The organism is Caulobacter sp. D5, assembly GCF_003185805.1.
In the GTDB taxonomy this organism is placed as follows: domain Bacteria; phylum Pseudomonadota; class Alphaproteobacteria; order Caulobacterales; family Caulobacteraceae; genus Caulobacter.
This window is the reverse complement of record NZ_QHJY01000054.1, coordinates 1-23119: the sequence shown is the minus strand read 5'-3', so window position 1 is coordinate 23119 and position 23119 is coordinate 1. Positions and strand designations below refer to the sequence as shown.

At 66.0% G+C, this 23119-nt stretch carries 33 protein-coding genes and 1 pseudogene; 2 read left to right on the top strand and 32 right to left on the bottom strand.

What is annotated here, in order from left to right; translation table 11 throughout:
• Positions 1 to 152: 152 nt before the first annotated feature.
• The 27 genes from rplQ to rpsJ all read right to left on the bottom strand — a co-directional run bounded on the left by rplQ (position 153) and on the right by rpsJ (position 14623).
• Positions 153 to 566 carry a 50S ribosomal protein L17 gene (rplQ, locus tag DMC18_RS04340; RefSeq protein ID WP_110119927.1) on the bottom strand — a complete coding sequence of 138 codons (414 nt, stop codon included), beginning with the start codon at positions 564 to 566 and terminating at the stop codon, positions 153 to 155.
• A gap of 190 nt (positions 567 to 756) precedes the next feature.
• Positions 757 to 1773, bottom strand: coding sequence for a DNA-directed RNA polymerase subunit alpha (locus DMC18_RS04335; RefSeq protein ID WP_101715822.1), 1017 nt, complete (start codon positions 1771 to 1773; stop codon positions 757 to 759).
• A gap of 73 nt (positions 1774 to 1846) precedes the next feature.
• Positions 1847 to 2236: a 30S ribosomal protein S11 gene (gene rpsK / locus DMC18_RS04330; protein WP_058348453.1), complete on the bottom strand. Its 390-nt coding sequence runs from the start codon at positions 2234 to 2236 to the stop codon at positions 1847 to 1849.
• A gap of 13 nt (positions 2237 to 2249) precedes the next feature.
• The gene (rpsM, locus tag DMC18_RS04325; protein WP_110119926.1) at positions 2250 to 2618 is read right to left on the bottom strand and encodes a 30S ribosomal protein S13; all 369 of its coding nucleotides are present in this window, start codon (positions 2616 to 2618) and stop codon (positions 2250 to 2252) included.
• Between the two features lie 172 nt (positions 2619 to 2790).
• The gene (locus DMC18_RS04320; protein ID WP_110119925.1) at positions 2791 to 3360 is read right to left on the bottom strand and encodes an adenylate kinase; all 570 of its coding nucleotides are present in this window, start codon (positions 3358 to 3360) and stop codon (positions 2791 to 2793) included.
• Between the two features lie 120 nt (positions 3361 to 3480).
• Positions 3481 to 4836: a preprotein translocase subunit SecY gene (secY, locus tag DMC18_RS04315; protein WP_110119924.1), complete on the bottom strand. Its 1356-nt coding sequence runs from the start codon at positions 4834 to 4836 to the stop codon at positions 3481 to 3483.
• A gap of 283 nt (positions 4837 to 5119) precedes the next feature.
• The gene (gene rplO, locus DMC18_RS04310) at positions 5120 to 5605 is read right to left on the bottom strand and encodes a 50S ribosomal protein L15 (RefSeq protein WP_110119923.1); all 486 of its coding nucleotides are present in this window, start codon (positions 5603 to 5605) and stop codon (positions 5120 to 5122) included.
• Positions 5606 to 5756: 151 nt separating this feature from the next.
• Positions 5757 to 5942, bottom strand: a complete 186-nt coding sequence (gene rpmD / locus DMC18_RS04305) for a 50S ribosomal protein L30 (protein ID WP_099579521.1) — start codon at positions 5940 to 5942, stop codon at positions 5757 to 5759.
• 3 nt (positions 5943 to 5945) lie between these two features.
• Positions 5946 to 6551 carry a 30S ribosomal protein S5 gene (gene rpsE, locus DMC18_RS04300; protein WP_110119922.1) on the bottom strand — a complete coding sequence of 202 codons (606 nt, stop codon included), beginning with the start codon at positions 6549 to 6551 and terminating at the stop codon, positions 5946 to 5948.
• A 10-nt stretch (positions 6552 to 6561) separates the two neighbouring features.
• On the bottom strand, positions 6562 to 6912 hold the full coding sequence (rplR, locus tag DMC18_RS04295; protein WP_110119921.1) for a 50S ribosomal protein L18: 351 nt from the start codon (positions 6910 to 6912) through the stop codon (positions 6562 to 6564).
• Between the two features lie 3 nt (positions 6913 to 6915).
• Positions 6916 to 7449, bottom strand: coding sequence for a 50S ribosomal protein L6 (gene rplF, locus DMC18_RS04290; protein WP_110119920.1), 534 nt, complete (start codon positions 7447 to 7449; stop codon positions 6916 to 6918).
• An 18-nt stretch (positions 7450 to 7467) separates the two neighbouring features.
• Complete coding sequence (gene rpsH / locus DMC18_RS04285; RefSeq protein WP_110119919.1) at positions 7468 to 7866, bottom strand: 30S ribosomal protein S8; 399 nt, start codon at positions 7864 to 7866, stop codon at positions 7468 to 7470.
• A gap of 10 nt (positions 7867 to 7876) precedes the next feature.
• Positions 7877 to 8182: a 30S ribosomal protein S14 gene (gene rpsN / locus DMC18_RS04280; protein WP_110119918.1), complete on the bottom strand. Its 306-nt coding sequence runs from the start codon at positions 8180 to 8182 to the stop codon at positions 7877 to 7879.
• A gap of 22 nt (positions 8183 to 8204) precedes the next feature.
• A complete protein-coding gene (rplE, locus tag DMC18_RS04275) occupies positions 8205 to 8762 on the bottom strand; it encodes a 50S ribosomal protein L5 (RefSeq protein WP_110119917.1) in 558 nt (185 codons plus the stop codon).
• Positions 8755 to 9069 (bottom strand): 50S ribosomal protein L24, encoded by a 315-nt coding sequence (rplX, locus tag DMC18_RS04270; protein WP_110119916.1) that lies wholly within the window; start codon positions 9067 to 9069, stop codon positions 8755 to 8757. The genes rplE and rplX overlap by 8 nt, the downstream gene beginning before the upstream one ends.
• Positions 9069 to 9437 carry a 50S ribosomal protein L14 gene (rplN, locus tag DMC18_RS04265; RefSeq protein WP_058348440.1) on the bottom strand — a complete coding sequence of 123 codons (369 nt, stop codon included), beginning with the start codon at positions 9435 to 9437 and terminating at the stop codon, positions 9069 to 9071. The genes rplX and rplN overlap by 1 nt, the downstream gene beginning before the upstream one ends.
• 19 nt (positions 9438 to 9456) lie before the next feature.
• Positions 9457 to 9696 carry a 30S ribosomal protein S17 gene (gene rpsQ / locus DMC18_RS04260; RefSeq protein ID WP_101715813.1) on the bottom strand — a complete coding sequence of 80 codons (240 nt, stop codon included), beginning with the start codon at positions 9694 to 9696 and terminating at the stop codon, positions 9457 to 9459.
• 10 nt (positions 9697 to 9706) lie between these two features.
• The gene (gene rpmC / locus DMC18_RS04255) at positions 9707 to 9898 is read right to left on the bottom strand and encodes a 50S ribosomal protein L29 (protein ID WP_110119915.1); all 192 of its coding nucleotides are present in this window, start codon (positions 9896 to 9898) and stop codon (positions 9707 to 9709) included.
• A 5-nt stretch (positions 9899 to 9903) separates the two neighbouring features.
• Positions 9904 to 10335 carry a 50S ribosomal protein L16 gene (gene rplP / locus DMC18_RS04250; protein ID WP_109455088.1) on the bottom strand — a complete coding sequence of 144 codons (432 nt, stop codon included), beginning with the start codon at positions 10333 to 10335 and terminating at the stop codon, positions 9904 to 9906.
• A gap of 12 nt (positions 10336 to 10347) precedes the next feature.
• On the bottom strand, positions 10348 to 11097 hold the full coding sequence (gene rpsC, locus DMC18_RS04245; protein ID WP_110119914.1) for a 30S ribosomal protein S3: 750 nt from the start codon (positions 11095 to 11097) through the stop codon (positions 10348 to 10350).
• Entirely contained in the window at positions 11097 to 11477 is a 381-nt protein-coding gene (rplV, locus tag DMC18_RS04240; protein ID WP_058348435.1) for a 50S ribosomal protein L22, read from the bottom strand. Before rplV ends, rpsC begins: the two co-directional genes overlap by 1 nt.
• A gap of 2 nt (positions 11478 to 11479) precedes the next feature.
• Positions 11480 to 11758 carry a 30S ribosomal protein S19 gene (rpsS, locus tag DMC18_RS04235; protein ID WP_012285669.1) on the bottom strand — a complete coding sequence of 93 codons (279 nt, stop codon included), beginning with the start codon at positions 11756 to 11758 and terminating at the stop codon, positions 11480 to 11482.
• A 3-nt stretch (positions 11759 to 11761) separates the two neighbouring features.
• Entirely contained in the window at positions 11762 to 12598 is an 837-nt protein-coding gene (gene rplB / locus DMC18_RS04230) for a 50S ribosomal protein L2 (RefSeq protein WP_110119913.1), read from the bottom strand.
• A 3-nt stretch (positions 12599 to 12601) separates the two neighbouring features.
• On the bottom strand, positions 12602 to 12898 hold the full coding sequence (locus tag DMC18_RS04225) for a 50S ribosomal protein L23 (protein ID WP_110119912.1): 297 nt from the start codon (positions 12896 to 12898) through the stop codon (positions 12602 to 12604).
• Complete coding sequence (rplD, locus tag DMC18_RS04220; protein ID WP_110119911.1) at positions 12898 to 13536, bottom strand: 50S ribosomal protein L4; 639 nt, start codon at positions 13534 to 13536, stop codon at positions 12898 to 12900. Before rplD ends, DMC18_RS04225 begins: the two co-directional genes overlap by 1 nt.
• Complete coding sequence (gene rplC / locus DMC18_RS04215) at positions 13536 to 14300, bottom strand: 50S ribosomal protein L3 (protein ID WP_110119910.1); 765 nt, start codon at positions 14298 to 14300, stop codon at positions 13536 to 13538. Before rplC ends, rplD begins: the two co-directional genes overlap by 1 nt.
• A 14-nt stretch (positions 14301 to 14314) precedes the next feature.
• Positions 14315 to 14623, bottom strand: coding sequence for a 30S ribosomal protein S10 (gene rpsJ / locus DMC18_RS04210; protein WP_004616952.1), 309 nt, complete (start codon positions 14621 to 14623; stop codon positions 14315 to 14317).
• A gap of 616 nt (positions 14624 to 15239) precedes the next feature.
• Between rpsJ and DMC18_RS04205 the strand changes: the two genes are divergently transcribed.
• The gene (locus DMC18_RS04205) at positions 15240 to 15995 is read left to right on the top strand and encodes an outer membrane protein (RefSeq protein ID WP_110119909.1); all 756 of its coding nucleotides are present in this window, start codon (positions 15240 to 15242) and stop codon (positions 15993 to 15995) included.
• 194 nt (positions 15996 to 16189) lie between these two features.
• On the opposite strand, the gene DMC18_RS04200 is transcribed toward DMC18_RS04205, so the two are convergent.
• The 5 genes from DMC18_RS04200 to fdhD all read right to left on the bottom strand — a co-directional run bounded on the left by DMC18_RS04200 (position 16190) and on the right by fdhD (position 22447).
• The gene (locus tag DMC18_RS04200; protein WP_110119908.1) at positions 16190 to 17032 is read right to left on the bottom strand and encodes a GIN domain-containing protein; all 843 of its coding nucleotides are present in this window, start codon (positions 17030 to 17032) and stop codon (positions 16190 to 16192) included.
• A gap of 102 nt (positions 17033 to 17134) precedes the next feature.
• Entirely contained in the window at positions 17135 to 18040 is a 906-nt protein-coding gene (locus DMC18_RS04195; protein WP_233245249.1) for a cupin-like domain-containing protein, read from the bottom strand.
• Positions 18041 to 18085: 45 nt separating this feature from the next.
• Positions 18086 to 19255 carry a GNAT family N-acetyltransferase gene (locus DMC18_RS04190; RefSeq protein WP_110119907.1) on the bottom strand — a complete coding sequence of 390 codons (1170 nt, stop codon included), beginning with the start codon at positions 19253 to 19255 and terminating at the stop codon, positions 18086 to 18088.
• A gap of 52 nt (positions 19256 to 19307) precedes the next feature.
• A complete protein-coding gene (locus DMC18_RS04185) occupies positions 19308 to 21632 on the bottom strand; it encodes an FdhF/YdeP family oxidoreductase (protein ID WP_110119906.1) in 2325 nt (774 codons plus the stop codon).
• Positions 21632 to 22447, bottom strand: a complete 816-nt coding sequence (gene fdhD, locus DMC18_RS04180; RefSeq protein ID WP_110119905.1) for a formate dehydrogenase accessory sulfurtransferase FdhD — start codon at positions 22445 to 22447, stop codon at positions 21632 to 21634. The genes DMC18_RS04185 and fdhD overlap by 1 nt, the downstream gene beginning before the upstream one ends.
• 357 nt (positions 22448 to 22804) lie before the next feature.
• On the opposite strand from fdhD, the pseudogene DMC18_RS04175 reads away from it, so the two are divergent.
• Positions 22805 to 23119: pseudogene (locus tag DMC18_RS04175) on the top strand (TonB-dependent receptor); the annotation flags it as partial.

Sequence of the window (23119 nt, the reverse complement as noted above, 5' to 3'; positions counted from 1 at the left end):
TAACCCCTCACCCTCCCACCGCTTCGCGGCGGGCCCCTCCCTCTCCCTCTGGGAGAGGTTTTTGTAGAGCCCCGTCCCCGGGGCCCCAGACAGCAAAAAGGCCCCGGATCGCTCCGGGGCCTTCTTACTTCAGCCTGTGAGGCCGAGATCTCTTAGTCTTCGGCTTCGTTGACGTAGACCGGACCCGAGTCCTTGCCCTTCTCCGAGACGTCGCGATCGACGAACTCGATGACGGCCATCGGGGCGTTGTCGCCGTAGCGGAAGCCGGCCTTCAGGACGCGGATGTAGCCGCCCTGACGGTCCTTGTAGCGCGGACCGAGCACGGCGAAGAGCTTGCCGACTTGTTCGACGTCGCGAACCGAGCTGATGGCCTGACGACGAGCGTGCAGGTCGCCGCGCTTGGCCAGGGTGACCAGCTTTTCGACGATCGGACGCAGTTCCTTGGCCTTCGGCAGGGTGGTGACGATCTGCTCGTGCTTGATCAGCGAAGCCGACATGTTGGCGAACATGGCGGTGCGGTGAGCCGAGGTGCGGCCGAGTTTGCGGTGGGCGTAACCGTGACGCATTGGGTATCTCCTGGGCTCTTGGCCCGAGCGGCGCGAAAGAGGCGCCTGTTGTCACCAGTCCCAGCTCGCATCCCGGCCGGGTCACAACGAAGCGCCGGGGCCCTCCACCGCAGTGCGGCTTCAAAAGGCCCAGGCCGCCCTTCGGCCTCGATGAGGTCGAAGAGCGGCCCGGATTCAGCGCGATAGTGTCTTAGATCTGGTCGTCGAACTTCTTGGCCAGGTCTTCGATGTTTTCCGGCGGCCAGTTCGGCACGTCCATGCCGAGGTGCAGACCCATGCCGGCGAGAACTTCCTTGATCTCGTTCAGCGACTTGCGGCCGAAGTTCGGGGTGCGGAGCATCTCGGCTTCGGTCTTCTGGATCAGGTCGCCGATGTAGACGATGTTGTCGTTCTTCAGGCAGTTGGCCGAACGGACCGACAGTTCCAGCTCGTCGACCTTCTTGAGCAGAGCCGGGTTGAACGGCAGCTCGGGCTTCGACTCGTCCGCGGCCTTGGCCTTGGGCTCTTCGAAGGTGATGAAGATCTGCAGTTGGTCCTGCAGGATGCGGGCCGCGTAGGCCACGGCGTCCACCGGAGTGACGGCGCCGTTGGTCTCGACTTCCAGGGTCAGCTTGTCACGGTCCAGGCGCTGGCCTTCGCGGGTCGGCTCGACCTTGTAGGCCACGCGCTTCACCGGCGAGTACAGGGCGTCGACGGCGATCAGGCCGATCGGCGCGTCTTCCGGACGGTTCTGGTCGGCCGGGACGTAGCCCTTGCCGGTGTTGACCGTGAATTCCATGCGCACCGAGCCGCCCTCGTCCAGCGTGCAGAGCACGTGGTCGGGGTTGAGGATCTCGATGTCGGCCGGGGTTTCGATCTGGCCAGCGGTGACCGGACCGGCGCCCGAGGCGCGCAGGGTCATGCGCTTGGGGCCCTCGGCGTGCATGCGCACGGCGAGTTGCTTGATGTTCAGAACGATGTCGACGACGTCTTCACGAACGCCCTCGAGCGAGGAGAACTCGTGCACCACGCCATCGATCTGGATGGCGGTGACGGCGGCGCCTTGCAGCGACGAGAGAAGAACGCGACGCAGGGCGTTGCCGAGCGTCACACCGAAACCGCGCTCGAGCGGTTCGGCGACGATGCGGGCCTTGCGGCTGGCGTCGGCGCCGGTTTCGATCTGCGGCTTCTCAGGACGGATCAGCTCGTTCCAGTTTCTTTCGATCACGTGGTGTCCCTTGAACGCGACTCGCCGGCCGCGTTTGACGCAGCCGGCGAAGGAGAATTGGATCTAAAAAATACTAGACGCGACGACGCTTGGGCGGACGGCAGCCGTTGTGCGGGATCGGCGTGACGTCGCGGATCGTCGTGATGGTCATGCCGACGGCCTGCAGAGCGCGCAGAGCCGACTCACGACCCGAACCCGGACCCGAGACGTTCACTTCCAGGGTCTTCACGCCGTGTTCCGCAGCCTTCTTGCCCGCGTCTTCGGCGGCCATCTGAGCGGCGTACGGGGTCGACTTGCGCGAGCCCTTGAAGCCCATCATGCCGGCGCTCGACCAGGAGATGGTGTTCCCCTGGGCGTCGGTGATGGTGATCATGGTGTTGTTGAACGAGGCGTTCACGTGCGCCACGCCCGAGGTGATGTTTTTGCGTTCGCGCTTTTTAACGCGACCCGGTTCCTTGGCCATCGGTCAGGCTACCTTACTTCTTCTTGCCGGCGATCGGCTTGGCCGGACCCTTGCGGGTGCGGGCGTTCGTGTGGGTGCGCTGGCCGCGGACCGGCAGGCCCTTACGGTGACGCAGGCCGCGGTAGCAGGCCAGGTCCATCAGACGCTTGATGTTCATCGAGTTTTCGCGACGGAGGTCGCCTTCCACGGTGAACTCACGGTCGATCGTCTCGCGGATCTGCAGGACTTCCGCGTCGGTCAATTGATTGACGCGACGGGCGTCCTCGATGCCCACTTTCGTGACGATGTCACGAGCGGACTTCGGGCCGATGCCGTGAATGTACTGAAGCGCGATGACAACGCGCTTGTTCGTCGGGATGTTGACGCCTGCGATACGGGCCACGTCTAATGTTCTCCTAGTCACGCACCAAAGACGCGAACGGCGCGCTCGGCCCGATCCGAAGACCCAGACCGACGCGCACAGATCGCGCCCTTTCGCGGAAGCGCCCCGTTATAGGGATAGTTGCGCATCCGTCAATGGCGGAATCCGTTCAGGGAACGGATTCCGTTAAAAGTCACGCCACGACCGAAAGGGCCGCGTCGATCGCTCCGGCGACCGCTTCCACGGTCCCCATGCCATCGACCGCCACCAGCTTGTCCTGCGCACGATAGTACGGCAGCAGCGGCGCGGTGTCGGCGTTGTAGCGGGCCAGACGGTTCACGAAGGTTTCGGGGTTGTCGTCAGACCGCCCCTGCTCCGCGTATCGCTTGGTGATCCGCTCGATCAAGGCTGGCTCGTCTACTTCGAGTCGCACGACGGAGTCGATCTTCTGACCACGCTTGGCCAGCATCACGTCCAGAGCCTCGGCCTGAGCGACCGTGCGCGGGAAGCCGTCGAAGATCGCGCCGCCGGCGGCCTCGGCCTCGGGCAGGCGCTCTTCGATCAGAGCGATGACGATTTCGTCGGTGACCAGGTCGCCGCGGTCCAGCACGTCCTTGACCTTCAGGCCGAGCTCGGAGCCCGAGGCGATGGCGGCGCGCAGCATGTCGCCGGTCGAAAGCTGGACCATGCCGCGCTGTTCGACCAATCGCTTGGCCTGGGTGCCCTTGCCCGCCCCGGGAGGGCCAAACAGGATCAAGTTCATATAAGCCCCTTTACGCGTTTCCCAGGGTCTGACGCCCTCTCTTGGTCAGACCTAGAATGCGTACAAAGAAAACGGAAGCCGGATTGTCACAATCCGGCTTCCGACGGTTTCACACCTGCGTCAGCGACCGCGGCCGCCCCGCAGCTTCGACTTCTTGATCAGGCCCTCGTACTGGTGCGCCAGCAGGTGGGACTGGATCTGGGCGACGGTGTCCATGGTCACCGTCACGACGATCAGGATCGAGGTGCCGCCGAGGGCGAAGTTCTTGTTGCCAAGAGCGCCCATCAGGATCTCGGGGAACAGGCAGACGGCCGTGATGTAGGCCGCGCCGATCACCGTCAGGCGGGTCAGCACGTAGTCGAGATATTCGGCGGTGCGCTTGCCCGGACGGATGCCCGGCAGGAAGCCGCCGTACTTGCGCAGGTTTTCGGCCGTCTCGTCCGGATTGAACACCACCGAGGTGTAGAAGAACGAGAAGAAGATGATCAGGCCCGCGTAGCTGAGCATGAACAGCGGCTGGCCGTGCTGCATGGCGCCGACCACGGGCGGCAGCCACTGGGCCCAGCTGGGCAGGTTGGCCGGGTTCAGGAACTGCATGGCGGTCGTCGGCAGGAGCAGCAAGCTGGAGGCGAAGATCGGCGGGATGACGCCCGCGGTGTTGATCTTCAGCGGCAGGAACGAGCTGTCGCCCCCGACCATGCGGTTGCCCTGCTGGCGCTTGGGATAGTGCACGAGCAGGCGGCGCTGCGAGCGCTCCATGAACACGATGGCGAAGATCACCGCCACGGCGAGCACGAAGATCACCAGGAGCGGGAAGTAGTTGCCAGTGTTCTGGGCGGTGACGAACAGCTGGCCAAGGCCGCGCGGCAGGGCCGCGACGATGCCGGCGAAGATGATCAAGCTGACGCCGTTACCCACGCCGCGGCTGGTGATCTGCTCGCCCAGCCACATCAGGAACAGGGTGCCGCCGGTCAGCGAGAACACGGTCGACAGGACGAAGAACCAGCCCGGCAGGTCGGAATAGACCAGGTTCGGCTGGCTCTGCAGGCCGACGGCGATCGAGAACGACTGCACCAGGGCCAGGATCACCGCCAGGTAGCGGGTGTACTGGTTGAGGGTCTTGCGGCCGGCTTCGCCGCCTTCCTTCTTCAGCTTCTCCCACGGCGGATACACCGAGCCCATCAGCTGCACGATGATCGAGGCGCTGATGTAGGGCATCACGTTCAGCGAGAAGATCGCCATCCGCTCGACGGCGCCGCCCGAGAACATGTTGAACATGCCCAGGATGCCCTTCGACTGGCCGGCGAAGGCGCTGGCGAAGGCGTCCGGATTGATGCCCGGGATCGGCACGTAGGTGCCCAGGCGGTAGACCACCAGGGCGATGAGCGTAAACCAGATGCGCTTGTGAAGTTCGGTGGCCTTCTGGAAGGACCCGAAGTTCATATTGGCTGCGAGCTGTTCGGCGGCCGAGGCCATTCAATTCCCCACGACGAGAACGCGGCCGGCCGTCTTCAGCGACGGACGCGGAGCGCGCTCCAAGTATTGGACGGGGCCTGGCCGAAGCGCCGGAGGAATCGCCGGTCGCCGGGCGTAGGCCCCAGTGCGGAGCCACACATAGGTGAGGCTCGCCGTGATGTCACGGCGAGCCTCGAAAGAACGTCATCCCGATGGGGCTTTATGGCGGACTGGTGCGCGAACGCCCCTCCCCGCCTGGGCTCCCGCGCGGTCCGACAAGACCGCCCGGGATGACACTGTGGTCTTAGGCTTCGGCTTGCGCCTTGGCCTTCTTGGTCACGGTGACCGAACCACCGGCCGCTTCCACGGCCTTGATGGCGGCGTCGGTGGCCGAGTAGACGGTCAGCTTCAGGGCGGTCTTGATCTCGCCCTTGCCCAGCAGCTTCACGCCGTCGAGTTCGCGACGGATGACGCCGGCGGCGATCAGGGCGGCCGCGTCCAGCTCGGCGCCGGCCTTCAGCTTGCCGGCTTCGACGGCTTGTTCCAGGCGCCACAGGTTCACTTCAGCGAACTCGAGACGGAAGGGGTTGTTGAAGCCGCGCTTCGGCATACGCATGTGCAGCGGCATTTGACCGCCTTCGAAGCCGTTGATGGCGACGCCCGAGCGCGCCTTCTGGCCCTTCACACCGCGACCGCCGGTCTTGCCCTTGCCCGAACCCGGGCCGCGGCCGACGCGCATGCGGCCCTTGGTGGAGCCGGGGGCCGGAGCCAGATCGTTCAGCTTGGTCATATGTGCCTCTCCTTGGAGATCTGCGCCCGGCCGCCTGGCCGGACTCGGCGTTGAAATTCTTGGCGAAACCCCGTCCGAGAAGACGGAGCTTCAAACGAAAGCCACCCCGGCTTTCACCGGGGTGGCGATCTTGGGTCGTCGTGTAACAGACTTACTCGACGATTTCCAGCAGGTGCGCGACCTTACGGATCATGCCGCGGACCGACGGGGTGTCTTCCAGCGTGGACGTGCGGCCCAGCTTGTTGAGACCCAGACCGGCGAGCGTAGCGCGCTGGTCCTTTTCGCGACGGATCGGGCTGCCGGTTTGGCGGACCGTGACTTGCTTAGCTTCAGCCATGACTTAGCCCTCGATAGCGTCCGGAGCCGAAGCTCCGTCGGCGCGGCGGCCGAGGATGTCGCCAACCTTCTTGCCGCGCTTGGCGGCGATCTGGCGGGGCGACGATTGAACCTTCAGGGCCTCGAACGTGGCGCGAACCATGTTGTACGGGTTCGAGGAACCCGTCGACTTGGCCACGACGTCCTGGACGCCCAGGGTTTCGAGAACCGCGCGCATCGGACCACCGGCGATGACGCCCGTGCCCGGAGGGGCAGCGCGCATCATGACCTTGCCAGCGCCCCAACGGCCAGCGCCGTCGTGGTGCAGGGTGCGCGACTCGCGGAGCGGGACGCGGATCATGGTCTTCTTGGCTTCTTCGGTCGCCTTGCGGATGGCTTCCGGCACTTCACGCGCCTTGCCATGACCGAAGCCGACGCGGCCCTTTTGGTCGCCAACGACCATCAGAGCGGCGAAGCTGAAGCGACGGCCGCCCTTCACGGTGGCGGCGACGCGGTTGATGTGGACGAGCTTTTCGACGATGTCGCTGTCGACCCGCTCTTCGGGGGCGTTGCGGTCGCGACGGTCACGGCGTTGACCGCCTTCACCGCGCTGTTGGTCACCACGAGCCATTGTGTTTCCCTTAGAAGTTCAGGCCGGCTTCGCGCGCGGCGTCGGCCAGGGCTTTCACCCGTCCGTGGAAGATGTAGCCGCCACGATCGAAGACGACGTCCTTGACGCCCTTTTCGATCGCGCGCTCGGCGACGAGCTTGCCGACGGCGGCGGCCGCGTCCTTGTCCGCGCCCTTGCTGTCGGCTTCCAGGGTGGAAGCCGACGCCAGGGTCACGCCGCGTTCATCATCGATGATCTGGGCGTAGATGTTCTTGGACGAACGGAAGACCGACAAGCGCGGACGGCCATTGGCCAGCGACTTGAGGCGGGTGCGGTTGCGCTGAGCGCGACGCACGGCGGATTCGCGAGGTGAGAGCGCCATGGCTTACTTCTTCTTGCCTTCCTTGCGGCGAACCTTCTCGCCAGCATAACGCACGCCCTTGCCCTTGTAGGGCTCCGGCGGACGAATGCGGCGGATCTTCGCGGCAATCTCGCCGACCGCCTGCTTGTCAGAGCCGGCGATCTTGATTTCGGTTTGCTTCGGCACGGCGAACGTGATGCCGGCCGGGGCCGGGACGTCCACATCGTGGCTGAAACCGAGCTGGAGGCTCAGGGCGGTGCCCTTCATGGCCGCGCGGTAACCGACGCCGACCAGCTCGAGGGTTTCCTCGAAGCCGGCGGTGACGCCGTGCACCATGTTGGCCACCAGGGTGCGGGACAGGCCCCACATCGCCTTGGCGCGCTTGGTATCGTCGCGAGGAGTCAGCGAGAGCTCGGAGCCCTCTTGCTTGATCTCGATCTCGTCGGCGATGGTCCACGACGACTGACCCTTGGGGCCCTTCACCGTGACCGTCTGGCCTTCGAGCGTCAGGGTGACGCCCGAGGGGATTGCGACGGCTTTCTTACCGATACGTGACATGCTCTTTCCCTCCCGCGCCTAGTAGACGCGGCAGAGGACTTCGCCGCCGACGTTAGCGTCGCGAGCAGCGGTGTCCGACATGACGCCCTTCGGCGTCGAAAGGATCGAGATGCCCAGGCCGTTCTTGATCGGCTTGAGGTCCTTGATCGACGAATAGACGCGACGGCCAGGCTTGGACACGCGGCTGATCTCGGCGATCACGGGCTCACCGTCGAAGTACTTGAGCTCGATCTCGAATTCGGGGAACGCACCGGGCTTCTCGACGAGCGAGTAGCCGCGGATGTAGCCTTCGTCGGCCAGCACGTCGAGGACGCGGGCGCGCAGCTTGGAAGCCGGCGTCGAGACCTTGGAGCGCTTGCGCGTGGCGGCGTTCTTGATGCGAGCGATCAGGTCGCTCAGGGGGTCGTTCATCGACATATGATCGTCCTCACCAGCTCGACTTGACGAGACCGGGGATCAGGCCCTGCGAGCCCAGCTCGCGGAGCGCAACCCGGCTCATCTTCAGCTTGCGGTAATAGGCGCGCGGGCGGCCCGTGACTTCGCAGCGGTTGCGGATGCGAACCGGCGACGACGAGCGGGGCAGCTTCGCGAGCTTCAGGCGAGCTTCGAAGCGTTCTTCGAGCGGCAGGGTCTCGTCGTTGGCGATCGCCTTCAGCGCGGCGCGCTTGTCGGCGAGTTGCTTGACGAGAGCCTTGACGGCTTCGTTGCGGTTGACGGCGCTTTTCTTGGCCATGTGCTTTTCCCTTCCCGCTCTCTTAGTTGACGAACGGGAACTGGAATTCCTTCAGGAGAGCCTTGGCTTCCTGGTCGGACTTCGCAGTGGTGCAGACGATGATGTCCATGCCCCAGATCTGTTCGATCTGGTCATAGTTGATTTCCGGGAACACCAGGTGCTCCTTCAGGCCCATGGCGTAGTTGCCACGGCCGTCGAAGCTCTTGCCGTTCAGGCCGCGGAAGTCCTTCACGCGCGGCAGCGCGATCGTGACCAGGCGGTCCAGGAATTCGAACATCCGGTCCTTGCGGAGGGTCACCTTGGCGCCGACCACCATGCCTTCGCGCAGCTTGAAGCCGGCGATGGACTTGCGGGCCTTCGTGGCGACCGGCTTCTGACCGGCGATCGCCGTCAGATCCTTGATGGCCGTCTGGACCTTCTTGGAGTCAGCCACCGCCTCGCCGATGCCCATGTTCAGGACGATCTTGTCCAGCTTGGGGATCTGCATTTCGTTGGTGTAGCCGAACTGCTCCTTCATCGCGGCGCGGATGCGCTCGCGATAAACGGTCTTCAGCCGGGGCTCGTAAGCTTGATCAGCCATTGATCACCTCGCCGGTCGTCTTGGCGACGCGCACCTTCTTGTCGCCTTCGATCTTGAAGCCGACGCGGGTGGGCTTGCCGTTGGAATCCACGATGGCGACGTTCGAGACGTGCAGCGCGGCTTCCTTGTGCTTGATGCCGCCCTGGGGGTCGGCTTGGGTCGGCTTGGTGTGGCGGGCGACCATGTTCACGCCCTCCACGACAACCCGGTTTTCCTTCGGCAGGACTTGGGACACAGCGCCTTGCTTGCCCTTGTCCTTGCCGGCGAGAACGACGACGCGGTCGCCCTTCTTGATCTTAGCAGCCATTACAGCACCTCCGGCGCGAGGGAGATGATCTTCATGTGGTTCTTGGCGCGCAGTTCGCGGGGAACCGGGCCGAAGATCCGCGTGCCGACCGGCTCGCTCTGCTTGTTGACGATGACGGCCGCGTTCTTGTCGAAGCGGATCATCGAACCGTCTTTGCGCTTCAGGCCCTGGTTCACGCGAACCACGACGGCGCGCAGAACGTCACCCTTCTTCACGCGACCGCGCGGGATGGCTTCCTTCACGGAGACGACGATGACGTCGCCAACGCTGGCGTAGCGACGGCCTGCGCCGCCCAACACCTTGATGCACATGACCCGGCGAGCGCCAGAGTTGTCGGCGACGTCCAGGTTAGTTTGCATCTGGATCATGGTTTAGACCTTCCAGATATTAAGCCGAAGCCTTGGGAAGCACTTCCCAGGTCTTCAGCTTGGACTTCGGAGCGCACTCGACGATGCGAATGGTTTCGCCCGTCTTGTACACATTGGCTTCGTCGTGCGCGTGGTACTTCTTAGAGCGGCGCACGATCTTCTTCAGAAGGGGGTGGACGATGGTGCGTTCCACCTTCACCACCACGGTCTTGTCACCCTTGTCGGAGACGACGACCCCTTCGAGGATACGCTTGGGCATATCGTTCTCCTTAAGCCGCGGCCTTGGCGCGCAGCACGGTCTTGATCCGCGCGATATCCTTGCGGATTTCGTTGACGCGGTGGGTCTTCTCGACCTGGCCCGTCGCACCTTGGAAGCGCAGGTTGAACTGCTCCTTCTTCAGGGTCAGCAGGGTTTCGGCGAGCTGATCGGGGGTCATGCCCCGGATGTCGGCGATCTTCATGAGCCTCAAGCCTCCACGGCCACGCCCGCGTCGAGGCGGGTGACCACACGAGTGCGGATCGGCAGCTTCGCCGCGCCGAGGCGCAGCGCTTCACGCGCGACATCGTCCGGCACGCCGTCGATTTCGAACATGATGCGGCCGGGGGCCACGCGAGCGGCCCAGTAGTCGACGGCGCCCTTGCCCTTACCCATCCGGACTTCAGCGGGCTTGCCGGTGACCGGCACGTCCGGGAAGATGCGGATCCAGACGCGGCCTTGACGCTTCATCTGGCGGGTGATGGCCCGACGAGCAGCTTCGATCTGGCGAGCCGTGATGCGCTCCGGCTCAACGGCCTTAAGGCCGTAGGAGCCGAAGTTCAGCAGGGTGCCGCCCTTCGAAGCGCCGTGGATACGGCCCTTGAACTGCTTGCGGAACTTGGTTTTCTTCGGTGACAGCATAGCGCTCTATCCTTAGTCCCGATTGCGACGGCCGCGGTCGCCGCGGTCCGAGCGATCGCCGCGCTCACGTCCGCCGCCTTCGCCGGCCGGGCCGGATTCGGAAGCGAGACGCTTGTCCAGCGCCATCGGGTCATGCTCCAGCACTTCGCCTTTGAAGATCCAGGTCTTCACGCCGATGATGCCGTAGGTGGTCTTGGCTTCCGCGAAACCGTAGTCGATGTCGGCGCGCAGCGTGTGCAGCGGCACGCGACCTTCGCGGTACCATTCCATGCGGGCGATTTCCGCGCCGCCGAGGCGGCCCGAGACGTTGATCCGGATGCCCTTGGCGCCGAGGCGCACGGCGGACTGGATCGAACGCTTCATGGCGCGACGGAAGGCGATCCGGCGCTCGAGCTGCTGAGCGATCGACTCGGCGACCAGCTGAGCGTCGGTTTCCGGCTTGCGGATCTCGACGATGTTCAGGTGGACGTCGCCTTCGGTCATCACCGAGAGGTCCTTGCGGAGCTTCTCGATGTCAGCGCCCTTCTTGCCGATGATGACGCCCGGACGGGCGGCATAGATCGTGACGCGGCACTTCTTGTGCGGACGCTCGATGATGATCCGCGAAACGCCGGCTTGATACAGGCGCTTCTTCAGCATCGTGCGGACCGCGAGGTCCTGGTGCAGCAGCTTGCCGTACTGGGCGCCGTCGGAGAACCAACGGCTGTCCCAGGTGCGGTTCACGCCGAGCCGCAGCCCGACCGGATTGACTTTCTGACCCATCAGGCGGCCTCACCCAGTTCGCGGACCACGATGGTGATCTCGGAGAACGGCTTTTCAACGCGCGTGGCCCGACCGCGAGCACGCGGCGAGAAACGCTTCATCACCAGGTTCTTGCCCACATAGGCCTCGGACACGACCAGCGAGTCGATGTCGAGGTTGTGGTTGTTCTCGGCGTTGGAGATCGCCGAGTACAGCGCCTTGCGGACGTCCTGGGCGATGCGCTTGTGGCTGAATTCGAGCTCGTTCAGAGCGCGCTGGACGTTCAGGCCACGGATGGACTGAGCGACCAGGTTCAGCTTGCGGGCGCTGGTGCGCAGGGTGCGCACCTTGGCCATCGCCTCAACGCCTTCAAGGCGGCGAGCTTGCTTTTGCTTGGCCATGATTACTTCCTCTTGGCCTTCTTGTCGGCGGCGTGGCCGGGGAAGTTACGGGTGGGAGCGAACTCACCGAACTTCATGCCGACCATGTCTTCCGACACGGAGACCGGGACGTGCTTTTGGCCGTTGTGGACGCCGAACACCAGGCCGACGAACTGCGGCATGATGGTCGAACGACGCGACCAGGTCTTGATGACGTCCTTGCGGCCCGACGCGAGAGCGGCGTCGGCCTTCTTCAGGAGGTACCCGTCGACAAACGGGCCTTTCCAGACGGAGCGGGTCATGGCTTAGCGGCCCTTCTTCGCTTTGTGGCGCGAACGGATGATGAACTTGTCCGTGGCCTTGTTGACGCGGGTCTTGGCGCCCTTGGTCGGCTTACCAGCCGGGGTCACCGGGTGGCGGCCGCCCGAGGTGCGGCCTTCACCACCACCGTGGGGGTGGTCGACCGGGTTCATGGCGACGCCGCGGACGTGCGGGCGACGACCCATGTGACGAACACGACCGGCCTTGCCGAGGTTTTCGTTCATGTGGTCGGGGTTGGAGACCGCGCCGACGGTGGCCATGCAGGTGTCGAGGACCATGCGCAGCTCGCCCGAGTTCAGGCGGATCTGGGCGTAGCCGGCGTCACGACCGACCAGCTGGGCGTAGGCGCCAGCCGAACGGGCGATCTGACCGCCCTTGGCGGGCTTCAGCTCGACGTTGTGGATGATCGTGCCGATCGGCAGCGTGCGCAGCGGCGAAGCGTTGCCCGGCTTCACGTCGACCTTGTCGGCGGTGACGACTTCGTCGCCGGCCTTGAGGCGTTGCGGGGCCAGGATGTAGCTCAGCTCGCCGTCCTGATACTTGATCAGGGCGATGAAGGCGGTGCGGTTCGGATCGTACTCGAGACGAACGACCGTGGCCACGCCTTGCTTGCGACGCTTGAAGTCCACCAGACGGTAGAGGCGCTTGGCGCCGCCGCCGCGGAAGCGGACGGCGATGCGGCCGTTGCCGCCACGACCGCCGGACTTCGAGAGGCCCTCAACGAGCTTCTTTTCCGGACGGCCCTTGTGGAGCTCGCTGCGGTCGATCAGCACCAGGCCGCGCTGGCCGGGGCTGGTCGGGTTAAAGTGCTTCAAGGCCATGTCTTAGAGCCCCGTCGTGATGTCGATCGACTGGCCTTCGGCCAGGGTCACGATCGCTTTCTTGACGTCGGAACGGCGTCCGACGATGCCGCGGAAGCGCTTGGTCTTGCCCTTGGTGACCAGGGTGTTGACCTTGGTGACCTTGACTTTGAACAGCTCTTCGACAGCGGCGGCGATTTCGTCCTTCGTCGCGTCGGCGGCCACCTTGAAGACAACCTTGTTCAGCTCGCTGAGCAGGGTCGACTTTTCGGTGATCACCGGCGACAGGATCGTGTCGTAGTGGCGAGCGGTGGCGGCCATTAGGCGGCTTCCTTCTCAGCGAAACGGGCCGAGATCGCTTCGACCGCGTCCTTGGTCAGGACGAGGGTCTGGCGACGCAGCACGTCGTAGACGTTCAGACCGGCGTTCGGCAGCACGTCCACGTTCGGAATGTTGCGGGCGGCGAGCTTGAAGTTCGCGTCCACTTCCGGACCGGCGATGACCAGGGCGTTCTTCAGGCCGATCTTGTCGAAGGTGGCGCGCAGGGCGGCCGTCTTCGCTTCGGTCAGAACCACGCTGTCCAGCACGACCAGCGAGCCGGCCTTGGCCTTCGACGACAGGGCGTGACGCAGAGCCAGAGCCCGGATCTTCTTGGGAAGATCGAAGGCGTGGCTGCGGACGACAGGGCCGTGGGCCTTGGCGCCGCCGACGAACTGAGCCGCACGGCGCGAACCGTGACGAGCGCCGCCGGTGCCCTTCTGCTTGTACATCTTCTTGCTCGTACGAGAGACCTCGTTACGAACCTGAATCTTGTGGTTGCCCGAGCGGCGCTTGGCCAGCTGCCAGGTCACGACGCGCTGCAGGATGTCGCCGCGGATGTCTTCGATGCCGAAGATGGCGTCGTCGAGATCCACGGAGCCGGCCTTGCCGCCGTCAAGTTTGATGACGTCGAGTTTCATTAGCCTTCGCCCTCTTCGGTCGTCGCCGCGGGGGCCTCTTCAGCGGGGGTTTCAGCAGCCGGAGCGGCTTCACCAGCCTTACGGAAGGCGCCCGGACGCGGCAGATCGGCCGGAGCGGCCTTCTTCACGGCGTCGCGGATCTTCACGTAGCTGCCTTCGTGGCCCGGGACGGCGCCCTTGACCAGGATCAGGCCGCGCTCGACGTCCACCTTCCAGACGGTGACGTTGAGGGTGGTGACGGTTTCTTGACCGAGGTGACCAGCCATCTTCTTGCCCGGGAACGTACGGCCCGGATCCTGGCGGTTACCGGTCGAACCGTGCGAACGGTGCGAGACCGAAACACCGTGGGTGGCGCGGAGACCACCGAAGTTCCAGCGCTTCATAGCGCCGGCGAAACCCTTACCGACGGTGACGCCCTGGATGTCGACCTTCTGGCCGGCGACGTAGTGGTCGGCGGTGAATTCCGCGCCCACTTCGATCAGAGCGGCTTCTTCGACGCGGAATTCGGCGACGATCCGCTTGGGCTCGACCGAGTTCTTGCCGAAGTGACCACGTTGGGCCTTCGAGGTGTTCTTGGGCTTGCGAGCACCGGCGCCGAGCTGCAGGGCGGTGTAACCGTCCTTCTCGACCGTGCGCTGAGCGATAACCTGGCAACCGTCGAGCGACAGGACGGTGACCGGCACGTGCTGGCCAACTTCGTCGAAGAAGCGGGTCATGCCGAGCTTCTTGGCGATCAGGCCGGTGCGGTTAGCGGGGAGAGTCATCAGTTCGGCCCTCCTTACAGCTTGATTTCGACGTCAACGCCGGCCGACAGGTCGAGCTTCATCAGCGCGTCCACGGTCTGCGGAGTCGGGTCAACGATGTCGAGAACGCGCTTGTGCGTACGGATCTCGAACTGCTCGCGCGACTTCTTGTCGACGTGCGGCGAGCGGTTGACGGTGAATTTTTCGATAAGCGTGGGCAGGGGGATGGGGCCCCGCACCGTCGCACCCGTGCGCTTGGCCGTGTTCACGATCTCGCGCGTGGAATGATCCAACACGCGGTGATCGAAGGCCTTGAGCCGGATGCGGATGTTCTGACGATCCATATCGCTCGGTTTCCTAGTGGGCTGCGCCCGCGTCTCGAACCATTTCAAAGACCAACCCGGACTCCTCTTTCGAGACGTCCGAACGCAGCGTCCGCAAAACAAATTGGCCCGCGCAGTCGCCTGCGAGGGCCGGTGATCCACAACCTCGCCGTCCTCCGAGGAGAACCCTCCTCTGGATGAGAAGGACGCTAGGGTACGGGTCGCTTGCGAACCGCGTTTGAGCCCTGAAGCTCACAGCCGGTCCAACAGAGGGGCGCTTTTACGTGCCTGAATCGGTTTCGTCAAGCGCCCCGGGCGGGGTTTCGGAAGGGTTTGATTAATACTTCCCTACCCCGCGCGAGCCCCCTTAATGGAGACGGCGAAAACAAGGCCTCGAAGAGCATTGTTCACCGCCCGCCGCTAGATGGACACAATCTTTATGCGCGACCCGCGCGTATAGGGACGGAATTCGTGCCTGCAAGTGTAGTATTTGCGCACCATCCAGCCTCGAACGGTCAGACGAAGCCTTGCAGCCGTCATCGAACCTTCATAGATCCGCCCCGCGCGCCGGACGGGAGGCCCTCCCCCAAAACGACCGCCCGCCGGCGAGCCCACATGAGTAAGGGGATTACCCACTATGAAGACCCAACTGTTCGCCGCCGCCGCCGTCCTGGCCGTGGCCGTTTCGGCTCCCGCCTTCGCCCAGAACATCGGTTCGGTCGGCGCCGCCGTGAACTACAACAACATCGACAGCGACGCGGCCAACGCCGACGGCACCTCGGTGAAGATCGACGGCTCGGTCGCCGTCCCGACCGGTTCGTGGACCGTCACCCTGAACGGCGACGTCTCGATCTCGGACAACGACATCGCTGACGAAACCGTCGCCTCGGGCGCCGCTCACCTGACCACCACGGTCGGCGACGGCTGGCGCGTCGGCGGCTTCACCGCCCTGTCGCGTCCGCAGAACGACACCCTGTGGGCCGTCGGCGGCGAAGCCCAGAAGTACCTGGGCAACGTCACCCTGACGGGCCTGGTCGCCTACGGCCAGTCGAACGACCTGGACGCCGACCTGTGGACCGTCCGCGGCACGGCCAACTACTTCGTCTCGGACGACTTCCGTCTGGACGCCGGCCTCGGCTACGCCAAGATCGACTCCTCGATCGACGCCGACGCCTGGGACGTGAACCTGGGCGGCGAATACAAGTTCGCCAACTCGGGCTGGTCGACCTTCGGCAAGTACACCCACACCGAATCCGAAGACCTGGCCGACCTGAAGTCGGACGCGGTCAAGGTTGGCGTGCGCTACACCTTCGGCGGCAGCCTGAAGGCCCGCAACGCCGCCGGCGCCGACCTGGCCCAAGCCAGCGACCTGTTCGGCTTCGGCGTCCGCTAAGCGGAAGCCCGGACCTTCCCGTTTCGGCGGGAAGGCTCCGACCGATTGTCCGGAGCCTGTGCCCACGGGCTTTGAGAGACCCGCCCTCCCCCTCCTCCCAAAGGCGGGTCTCGGCGGACAGCAAGACGCCCCGGAGCGAAAGCTCCGGGGCGTTCTTCTTTATATATGCCGACGCAGGCGTCAGGCCGGTCGGCTCACTGGCCGATATAGATGTTGCCCGAGCCCATGGACGACTTCTTGACCGGGCCGTTGACCTTGGCGACGCGAACGTCGCCCGAGCCGGCCACCGACAGCGACACCTTGTCGGCCTCGCCGCCAAAATTGACGTCGCCCGAGCCCATGATGCTGACGTCGAGATCTCGAGCCCGCCCCTGGGTGATCTTGACCCCGCCCGAGCCGGCGATGCTGACGTCGATGTCGCCGCCATGGATCGCCGCGGCCTTCACGTCGCCCGAACCGGCGATCGCCACTTCCAGCTCGCGCACTTCCTGCAGGCTGATGTCGCCGGACCCGGCCAGGCTGATCTCGACGCGGTCGGCGCTGCCGGCCTTGGTGTCGCCCGATCCCGCCAGGCTGATCTCGAGCTTGCCCTTGGTGTTGGCCACCGTCCAGTCGCCGCAGCCGGCGTTGGCCAGCTCGACGCTGTCGCTGCGGCCGATGCTGCCGTAGACCGCGCCGGAAGCGCCGACCGAGACGTTCTGCGGCACGCGCACGACCACCTGCGGGATGTCGGCCCACTTCACGACGCCGAGGTTGCGCACCTTCACCGAGGCGGCGTCTCCCGAGCCGTTGCAGCTCTGGATGCGCTTGAGGTGCAGGTTCCCGTCGATGATCGTCTGGCCGCCGACGACGCGAACCTCCAGCGGCAGCGACGAGTTGCGGGTCAGGAACTCGACCTTCACGTCGCTGCGGGCTTCGGGAATGACCACGACGCGGGCGACGGCGTCCTTGATCTTCACATTGGCTTCTGAGGCCGAAGCGGTTCCGGCCAGGGCCAGGACGGCCGCGCCGGCGGCCAGGCTGATAATCGCGCGCATCTGTTTGTCCCCTCGGATGGCGTTGCGTTGAGGGAACGCTAGTCGGCGAGACCCGCCAGGACGACTTAAATCGAGGTCATGACGCGGTTGTCACGTACCGGATCAAGCCGCCTTCTGGGCGTCGCCGATCTCGAAGGTGCGCTCGAAAGCCTTGATCCGGTCCTCGACCAGCCGCAGGCGCTTGAGGCCCAGCGAGGCCGCCCAGAGGCCGGCCCGGGCCGCCATCGGCGTCTTGTCCATGGCCGCCACCGGCAGGTTCCAGCGGCGCAGCACGCCGTTGGCGTAGTGCGCGCCGTTGGTCAGGCGCGAGCCCCAGGTCTGGTAGTCCACCGACAGCGAGACGTTGAACGTGCCGAGGTTCTCGATCCGGTGCGGCGCGTGCAGCGGCCAGGCGGCGGCCGTGCCGGGCTCGAGGTCGTAGACCATGGCCCCGGCGTCCATGTCGCGGCGGTAGGGCAGGTCCTCGGTCTGCTGCTTGAGCAGGATGTTCTCCATGCCCTGCTGGGGCATGTGGGCCTCGTCGGGCGGATAGATCCAGATCCGCTTGCGGCCACGCAGGTGGAACAGGATGACGCCCGGCGCGTCGGCGTGGAACGGCACCTTGGCGCCGGGGGCCGACATGATCAGCTGGCCGTTCAACTGGACGGGCGAGAAGCCCCTCGCCTGCCCACCGATCTCCGCGAAGGCCTGCTTCATCAGCGGGGTCAGGGCCGGATACCAGGCCTCGGCCCGGCGCAGTTGCACCCAGATGCGGCCTTCCTTGACGCCGGCCAGCACCTCGCGGCCCGGCAGGCGGCCGCGGGCGCCGGTGCGCATGGTCGCCTGGCCCTCGGCGTCGAAATCGAACAGGTTGATGTCGTAGAGCTCGGCCGGATAGGCGTCGAGCAGCCGCGCCAGGGCGTCGTCGTCGAACAGGCCGGTTTCGGCGAGGTTGTGGCGGAAGGTGACGGGGGCCTTGCGGAAGCTCTGGATCTGGTCGGACGACCAGGGCGCGACGAGACGGGTCATTGGCGTTCCTCCCTCACTTCTTATCCAGGGCGCGATCGCCGCGCCCTAGTCGGCCAGCAGGCCAAGGCTGACTCCAAGTCCGATGACGCCGATGCCGGCGCCCAGGCCCGCGCCCACCTTCGGGTGACGGCGGCCAAGGCCTGTGACGAAACTGGCGCCGCCCTTGACCTGGCCGATCAGGCCGGGCTCGCAGGCGGCGATGCGGTCGAGGCGGCGCGCCAGGCGCTTGCCGACCTCGTCGATGCGATCGACGCCGGGCGCGCCCTTCAGGTGCGTCATCAGCGACGGCCGGACGGCGATCGCGCCCTCCAGCACCGTCTCCATCGGATCGGCGAAGTCTTCCTTGTAGGCTTCCTCGCTGGGGCCGAAGTCCACGCGGACCACGCCGCGCTCGGCCGCGACGCGCAGGGTCTCCAGCGTCATCAGCGCGCCCGGCGAGTAGCGGGCGAAGGCCGGGTCGTAGATCGGGAACCACAGGTGATGGCGATCGCCGGCGGTCAGGCCCAGTTCGGCGGCGACGATCGTGCCGCCCGCCCGCAGCACCGCCAGCCGCAGGCCGAAGTCGGATGCGTCGTGCTCGGCCAGGCGCAGCAGCAGGTCCTGAGTCCAGCCGCAGGCGAAGATGTCGTGCTGATGGGTGCGGCGGATCTGTTCGCGCTTCTGGGCGACCAGCCAGGCCAGCAGGTCCGGCGCCGGGCGCTCGAAGGTGAAGACCGTCTCGCCGTGGTCGCGCTCCAGCGCACGGGCCCGCCGGCGCTTGTCCTTGAGGAAGGCGGCGCTGCGGCCGGCCTGATAGGCCTCGAAGCCGCCCGACAGGTCAGCGGCCATGGCGTGGCGCACCGACAGCTCGCCGGCCGGCTCGCGGGTGACCAGGCCGCTGACCCGCATGCGCTCGGCGCCCAGCAGGGCCAGCACCGTGGAAAGCTCGACATCGGGCTCGGCGACCAGGCCGTGGAAGTCGCTCATCGGCGCGCCCAGCGGCTGCAGCAGCGAGCCGCGCCGCTGGAACGGCAGGAAGCCGACGATGCGGCCGCCGCGCTCCAGTACCGCGATCCGCGCGCCCGGGGCGCAGTCGGCGGCCGTCTCTATATAGCGAAGGTCGAAATAGGGACCGCCCAGCAGCGGGTCGGCGGCCCGCAGGGCGTTCCAGCGCGCGCGCTCGGCCACGCCGAGATCGGCGGCCTCGATGACCCGCGCCTGCAGTGCTCTGTCCACCGCCCTGCTCCCTCGTCCTTGCGGACAACGCCGGACGGTGGAGACGGCCTGGTCAGCCGCCGTGCAGCGAAAGCCGCACCGGCGCCGACTTGTAGGCCGGCGTACCACTTCGCCGGTCGTGATCCTCCAGCGCTACCAGAGCATTGGTTTCCGGATAGTATGCGGCGACGCACCCGCGCGGAATTTTTCTAGCGACGGCCGTAAAAGCGCGAACGACTCGCGCTCCGGCTTCATCGAAGGCGGCGGCCAGATCGATGGCGTCGCCCTCGCGGATCCCGCGCTCGGCCAGGTCGTCGGGGTGGACGAAGACCACGTCCCTCCGGCCGAAGACGCCGCGATAGCGGTCGTTCTCGCCATAGATGGTGGTGTTGTACTGGTCGTGGCTGCGCAGGGTGGTCAGCAGCAGCACCGACGCGTCGCCCTTGCGGGGATCATCGAGTCCCGGATGGGTGAGGAAATTGGCCTTGCCCGAGGGGGTGTTCCACTTCCGCTCGGCGTGCGGCAGCGGCAGGCGGAAACCGCCGGGCTGGCGCACGCGGGTGTTGTAGTCGGTGAAGGCGGTCGGGAAGACCCGCTCGATCAGGTCGCGGATGCGATCGTAGTCGGCGACCAGGCCTTCCCAGTCGACCGGATCCTCGTCTCCCAGGGCCGCGCGGGCGATGCCGGCGACGATGGCCGGCTCGGACATCAGGTGCTCGGAGGCCGGTGGGTTGAGACCGCGCGAGGCGTGGACCATCGACATCGAGTCCTCGACCGTCACCGACTGGCGCACGCCGCCCTGCACGTCCATCTCGGTGCGGCCCAGGCATGGCAGCAGCAGCACCTCGGGTCCGACCAGCAGGTGCGTGCGGTTGGGCTTGGTGGCGATGTGGACGGCCATGTCGACCTTGCGCATGGCCGCGTGGCTGCGCAGCGGATCGGGCGCGGCGACGGCGAAGTTGCCGCCCAGGCCGACGAACACCTTGGTCTGCCCCGCCTCCATGGCCTCGATCGCCTCGACCACGGTGTGGCCGTGATCGCGCGGCGGGGTGAAGCCGAACACCTGGCCGAGGCTGTCGAGCAGGGCCGCCGACGGCTTCTCCCAGATGCCGACCGTGCGGTCGCCCTGGACGTTGGAATGGCCCCGCAGCGGGCAGATCCCCGCCCCGGGCCGACCCATGTTGCCGCGCAGCAGCAGCAGGTTGACCAGCTGCTGCACGGTGCTGGACGAGTTGCGGTGCTGGGTCAGGCCCATGCCGTAGCAGAGGATGACGGCGCTGGACCGCGCATAGATGGCGGCCGCCTCCTCGAGTTCGGCGCGGGACAGCCCGCCGACGGCGACGATCTCGTCCCAGGACGCGGCGTCGATCTGAGCGGCCAGCGCCTCGAAGCCCGCCGTGTGCTCGGCGATGAAGTCGTCGTCGAGGATCGCGGGCTCGCCGGCGTCGCGCGCGGCGCGGTCGAAGGCCAGCACGGCCTTCATCAGCCCCTGCAGCACGGCCGCGTCGCCGCCGACGTTCACCTGATAATAGCGCGAGGCGATGGGGGTCGAGGACAGGGTCGCCATCTCGACCGGATCCTGCGGCGAGGCGAACCGCTCCAGGGCCCGCTCGACCAGCGGGTTGAAGGCCATGATCGTCGCGCCGCGCCGCGAGGCTTCGCGCAGGGTGGCCATCATCCGGGGGTGGTTGGTGCCCGGGTTGTGGCCAAAGCACAGGATCAGGTCGGCGTGGTCGAAGTCCTCGAGGCTGACCGAGCCCTTGCCCATGCCCAGAGAGTCCGGCAGGCCGACGCTGGTCGGCTCGTGGCACATGTTGGAGCAGTCGGGGAAATTGTTGGTCCCGACCTTGCGGCCCAGGAGCTGGAACAGGAAGGCCGCCTCGTTGCTGGCCCGGCCCGAGGCGTAGAACTCGGCCTGGTGGGGATTGTCCATGGCCCGCAGCGCCGCGCCGGCGCGAGCGAAAGCCTCGCCCCATTCGATCGGCAGATAGCGGTCGCTGGCCGGGTCGTAGGCCATGGGATGGGTCAGGCGGCCCAGATCCTCGATGGCGTGGTCGCTCCAGGTCAAAAGCTCGCTGACCGTATGGGCGGCGAACACCTCGGGCGTGGCGCGCTTGCTGGTCGCCTCCCAGGCCACGGCCTTGGCCCCGTTCTCGCAGAACTCGAACGACGAGGTGTGCTTGGGATCGGGCCAGGCGCAGCCAGGGCAGTCGAAGCCCTCGGGCTGGTTGGCCCGCATCAGGGTCTTGCCGCCCTCGACCACGGTTTCCTGGTCGGCCAGGGCGCCGGCCACGGCCTTCAACGCGCCCCAGCCGCCGGCCGGGCCGCCATAGGGCTTCACGCCGGGAACCTTGGCGCCCCCGTTCTTGGCTGGGGGGTTATTGGCGTCGTCGGCCATCACGCTTGCTCCAGAACCGCCTCGACCAGGCGGTCGGGACGGGAAAACACCATGTGGCCGTCGGCGCGGGCCAGAGCCACCAGGGTCAGGCCGGACTCCTCGGCCCGGCTCACGGCCAGGTCGGTCGGCGCGGACACCGCCACGATCATGCCCGCCCCCATGCGCACGGCCTTCTCGACCATCTCGAACGAGCAACGACTGGTCACCAGCACGAAACCAGCCCCGGCGTCGCGGCCTTCGCGCGCCATGGCCCCGGCCAGCTTGTCCAGCGCGTTGTGACGGCCGACGTCCTCGCGCAGCAGCACGACCCGGCCTTTGGCGTCGCAGAAGGCCGCGGCATGTGTGGCGCGGGTGCTGCGGCCTAGGGCCTGGGCCTCTTCCAGATTCGCCAGCGCTTCCGTCACCGCCTCATGGGCGACGCGAACGCCCTCCCCCGCCGGCGGCAGCGGCCGGACGGCGTCGGCCAGGCGCTGAACGCCGCACAGGCCGCAGCTAGACCGGCCTTCCAGGTTGCGCGGACGGGCCTTGCGGCGCGCCGCGCCCTCGACCAGGCGGATATCCACCAGCACGCCCAGCGCGTCCGGCTTGACCTCGACGGACAGGATGTCCTGCGGCCGGGCGACGCCTTCGGTGATGGTGAAGCCCCGCGCCAGATCCTCGACCTCGGTGGGCGTGGCCATCAGCACGGTGTGGGGACGGCCGTCGAACGACAGGCCCACGGCCGTCTCGTCCGGCGTCCAGCGGTCGATGCGCGCGGCCCGCCCGGACGCGCGCCATTCGAGAGCGGGACGAAGGCGGGCGGAAGCATCGGACATGGGCGAAAGACTACCGTTTAGGCGCCGGCGCCGCCATGACGAAACGCGGACACGGGGTGTGGCCTTCCCGCCACGCGCGCCAACATTGCCGGAAAATATCACCAGACCGAGAGAACATCGGTTTATTTCAAAAATAGATACATAGATTGCCGTAAATGTTCCAAAACCATCCACCGTACGTCGGTATGCGACTGAACTGAACTTTGGTTTATTCGATATTGTAATTTGTATACATTTTACAGAACCTTCATCTCACAATTGAGAAACAAAAGGTCCCCATCCCTCCCCTTACGGCGGAATTTTATTTCGCCATCACGACCATTGCGGCGACGCTTTGGCGAATACTGGGGACTATGAATGGCTAGAAATACCTATCTTCTGAGCGCGTCCGCGCTCGTCATCGCCATGACGGCAGCGCCCGCGTTGGCGCAGGCCCAGACGAAAGACGAACCGGCCGCCGTCGAAGAAGTCGTTGTCACGGGCTCGCGCATCGCGCGCCGCGACTACGTGTCGAACAGCCCGATCATGACCATGGATCAGGCCGCGATCGAGAAGACCGGTTCGGTCACCGTCGACACCCTGCTCAACCAGATGCCGCAGTTCGTGCCGGCCGTGTCGTCGACCTCGAACAACCCGTCGAACGGCGGCCAGGCCAACATCGACCTGCGCGGC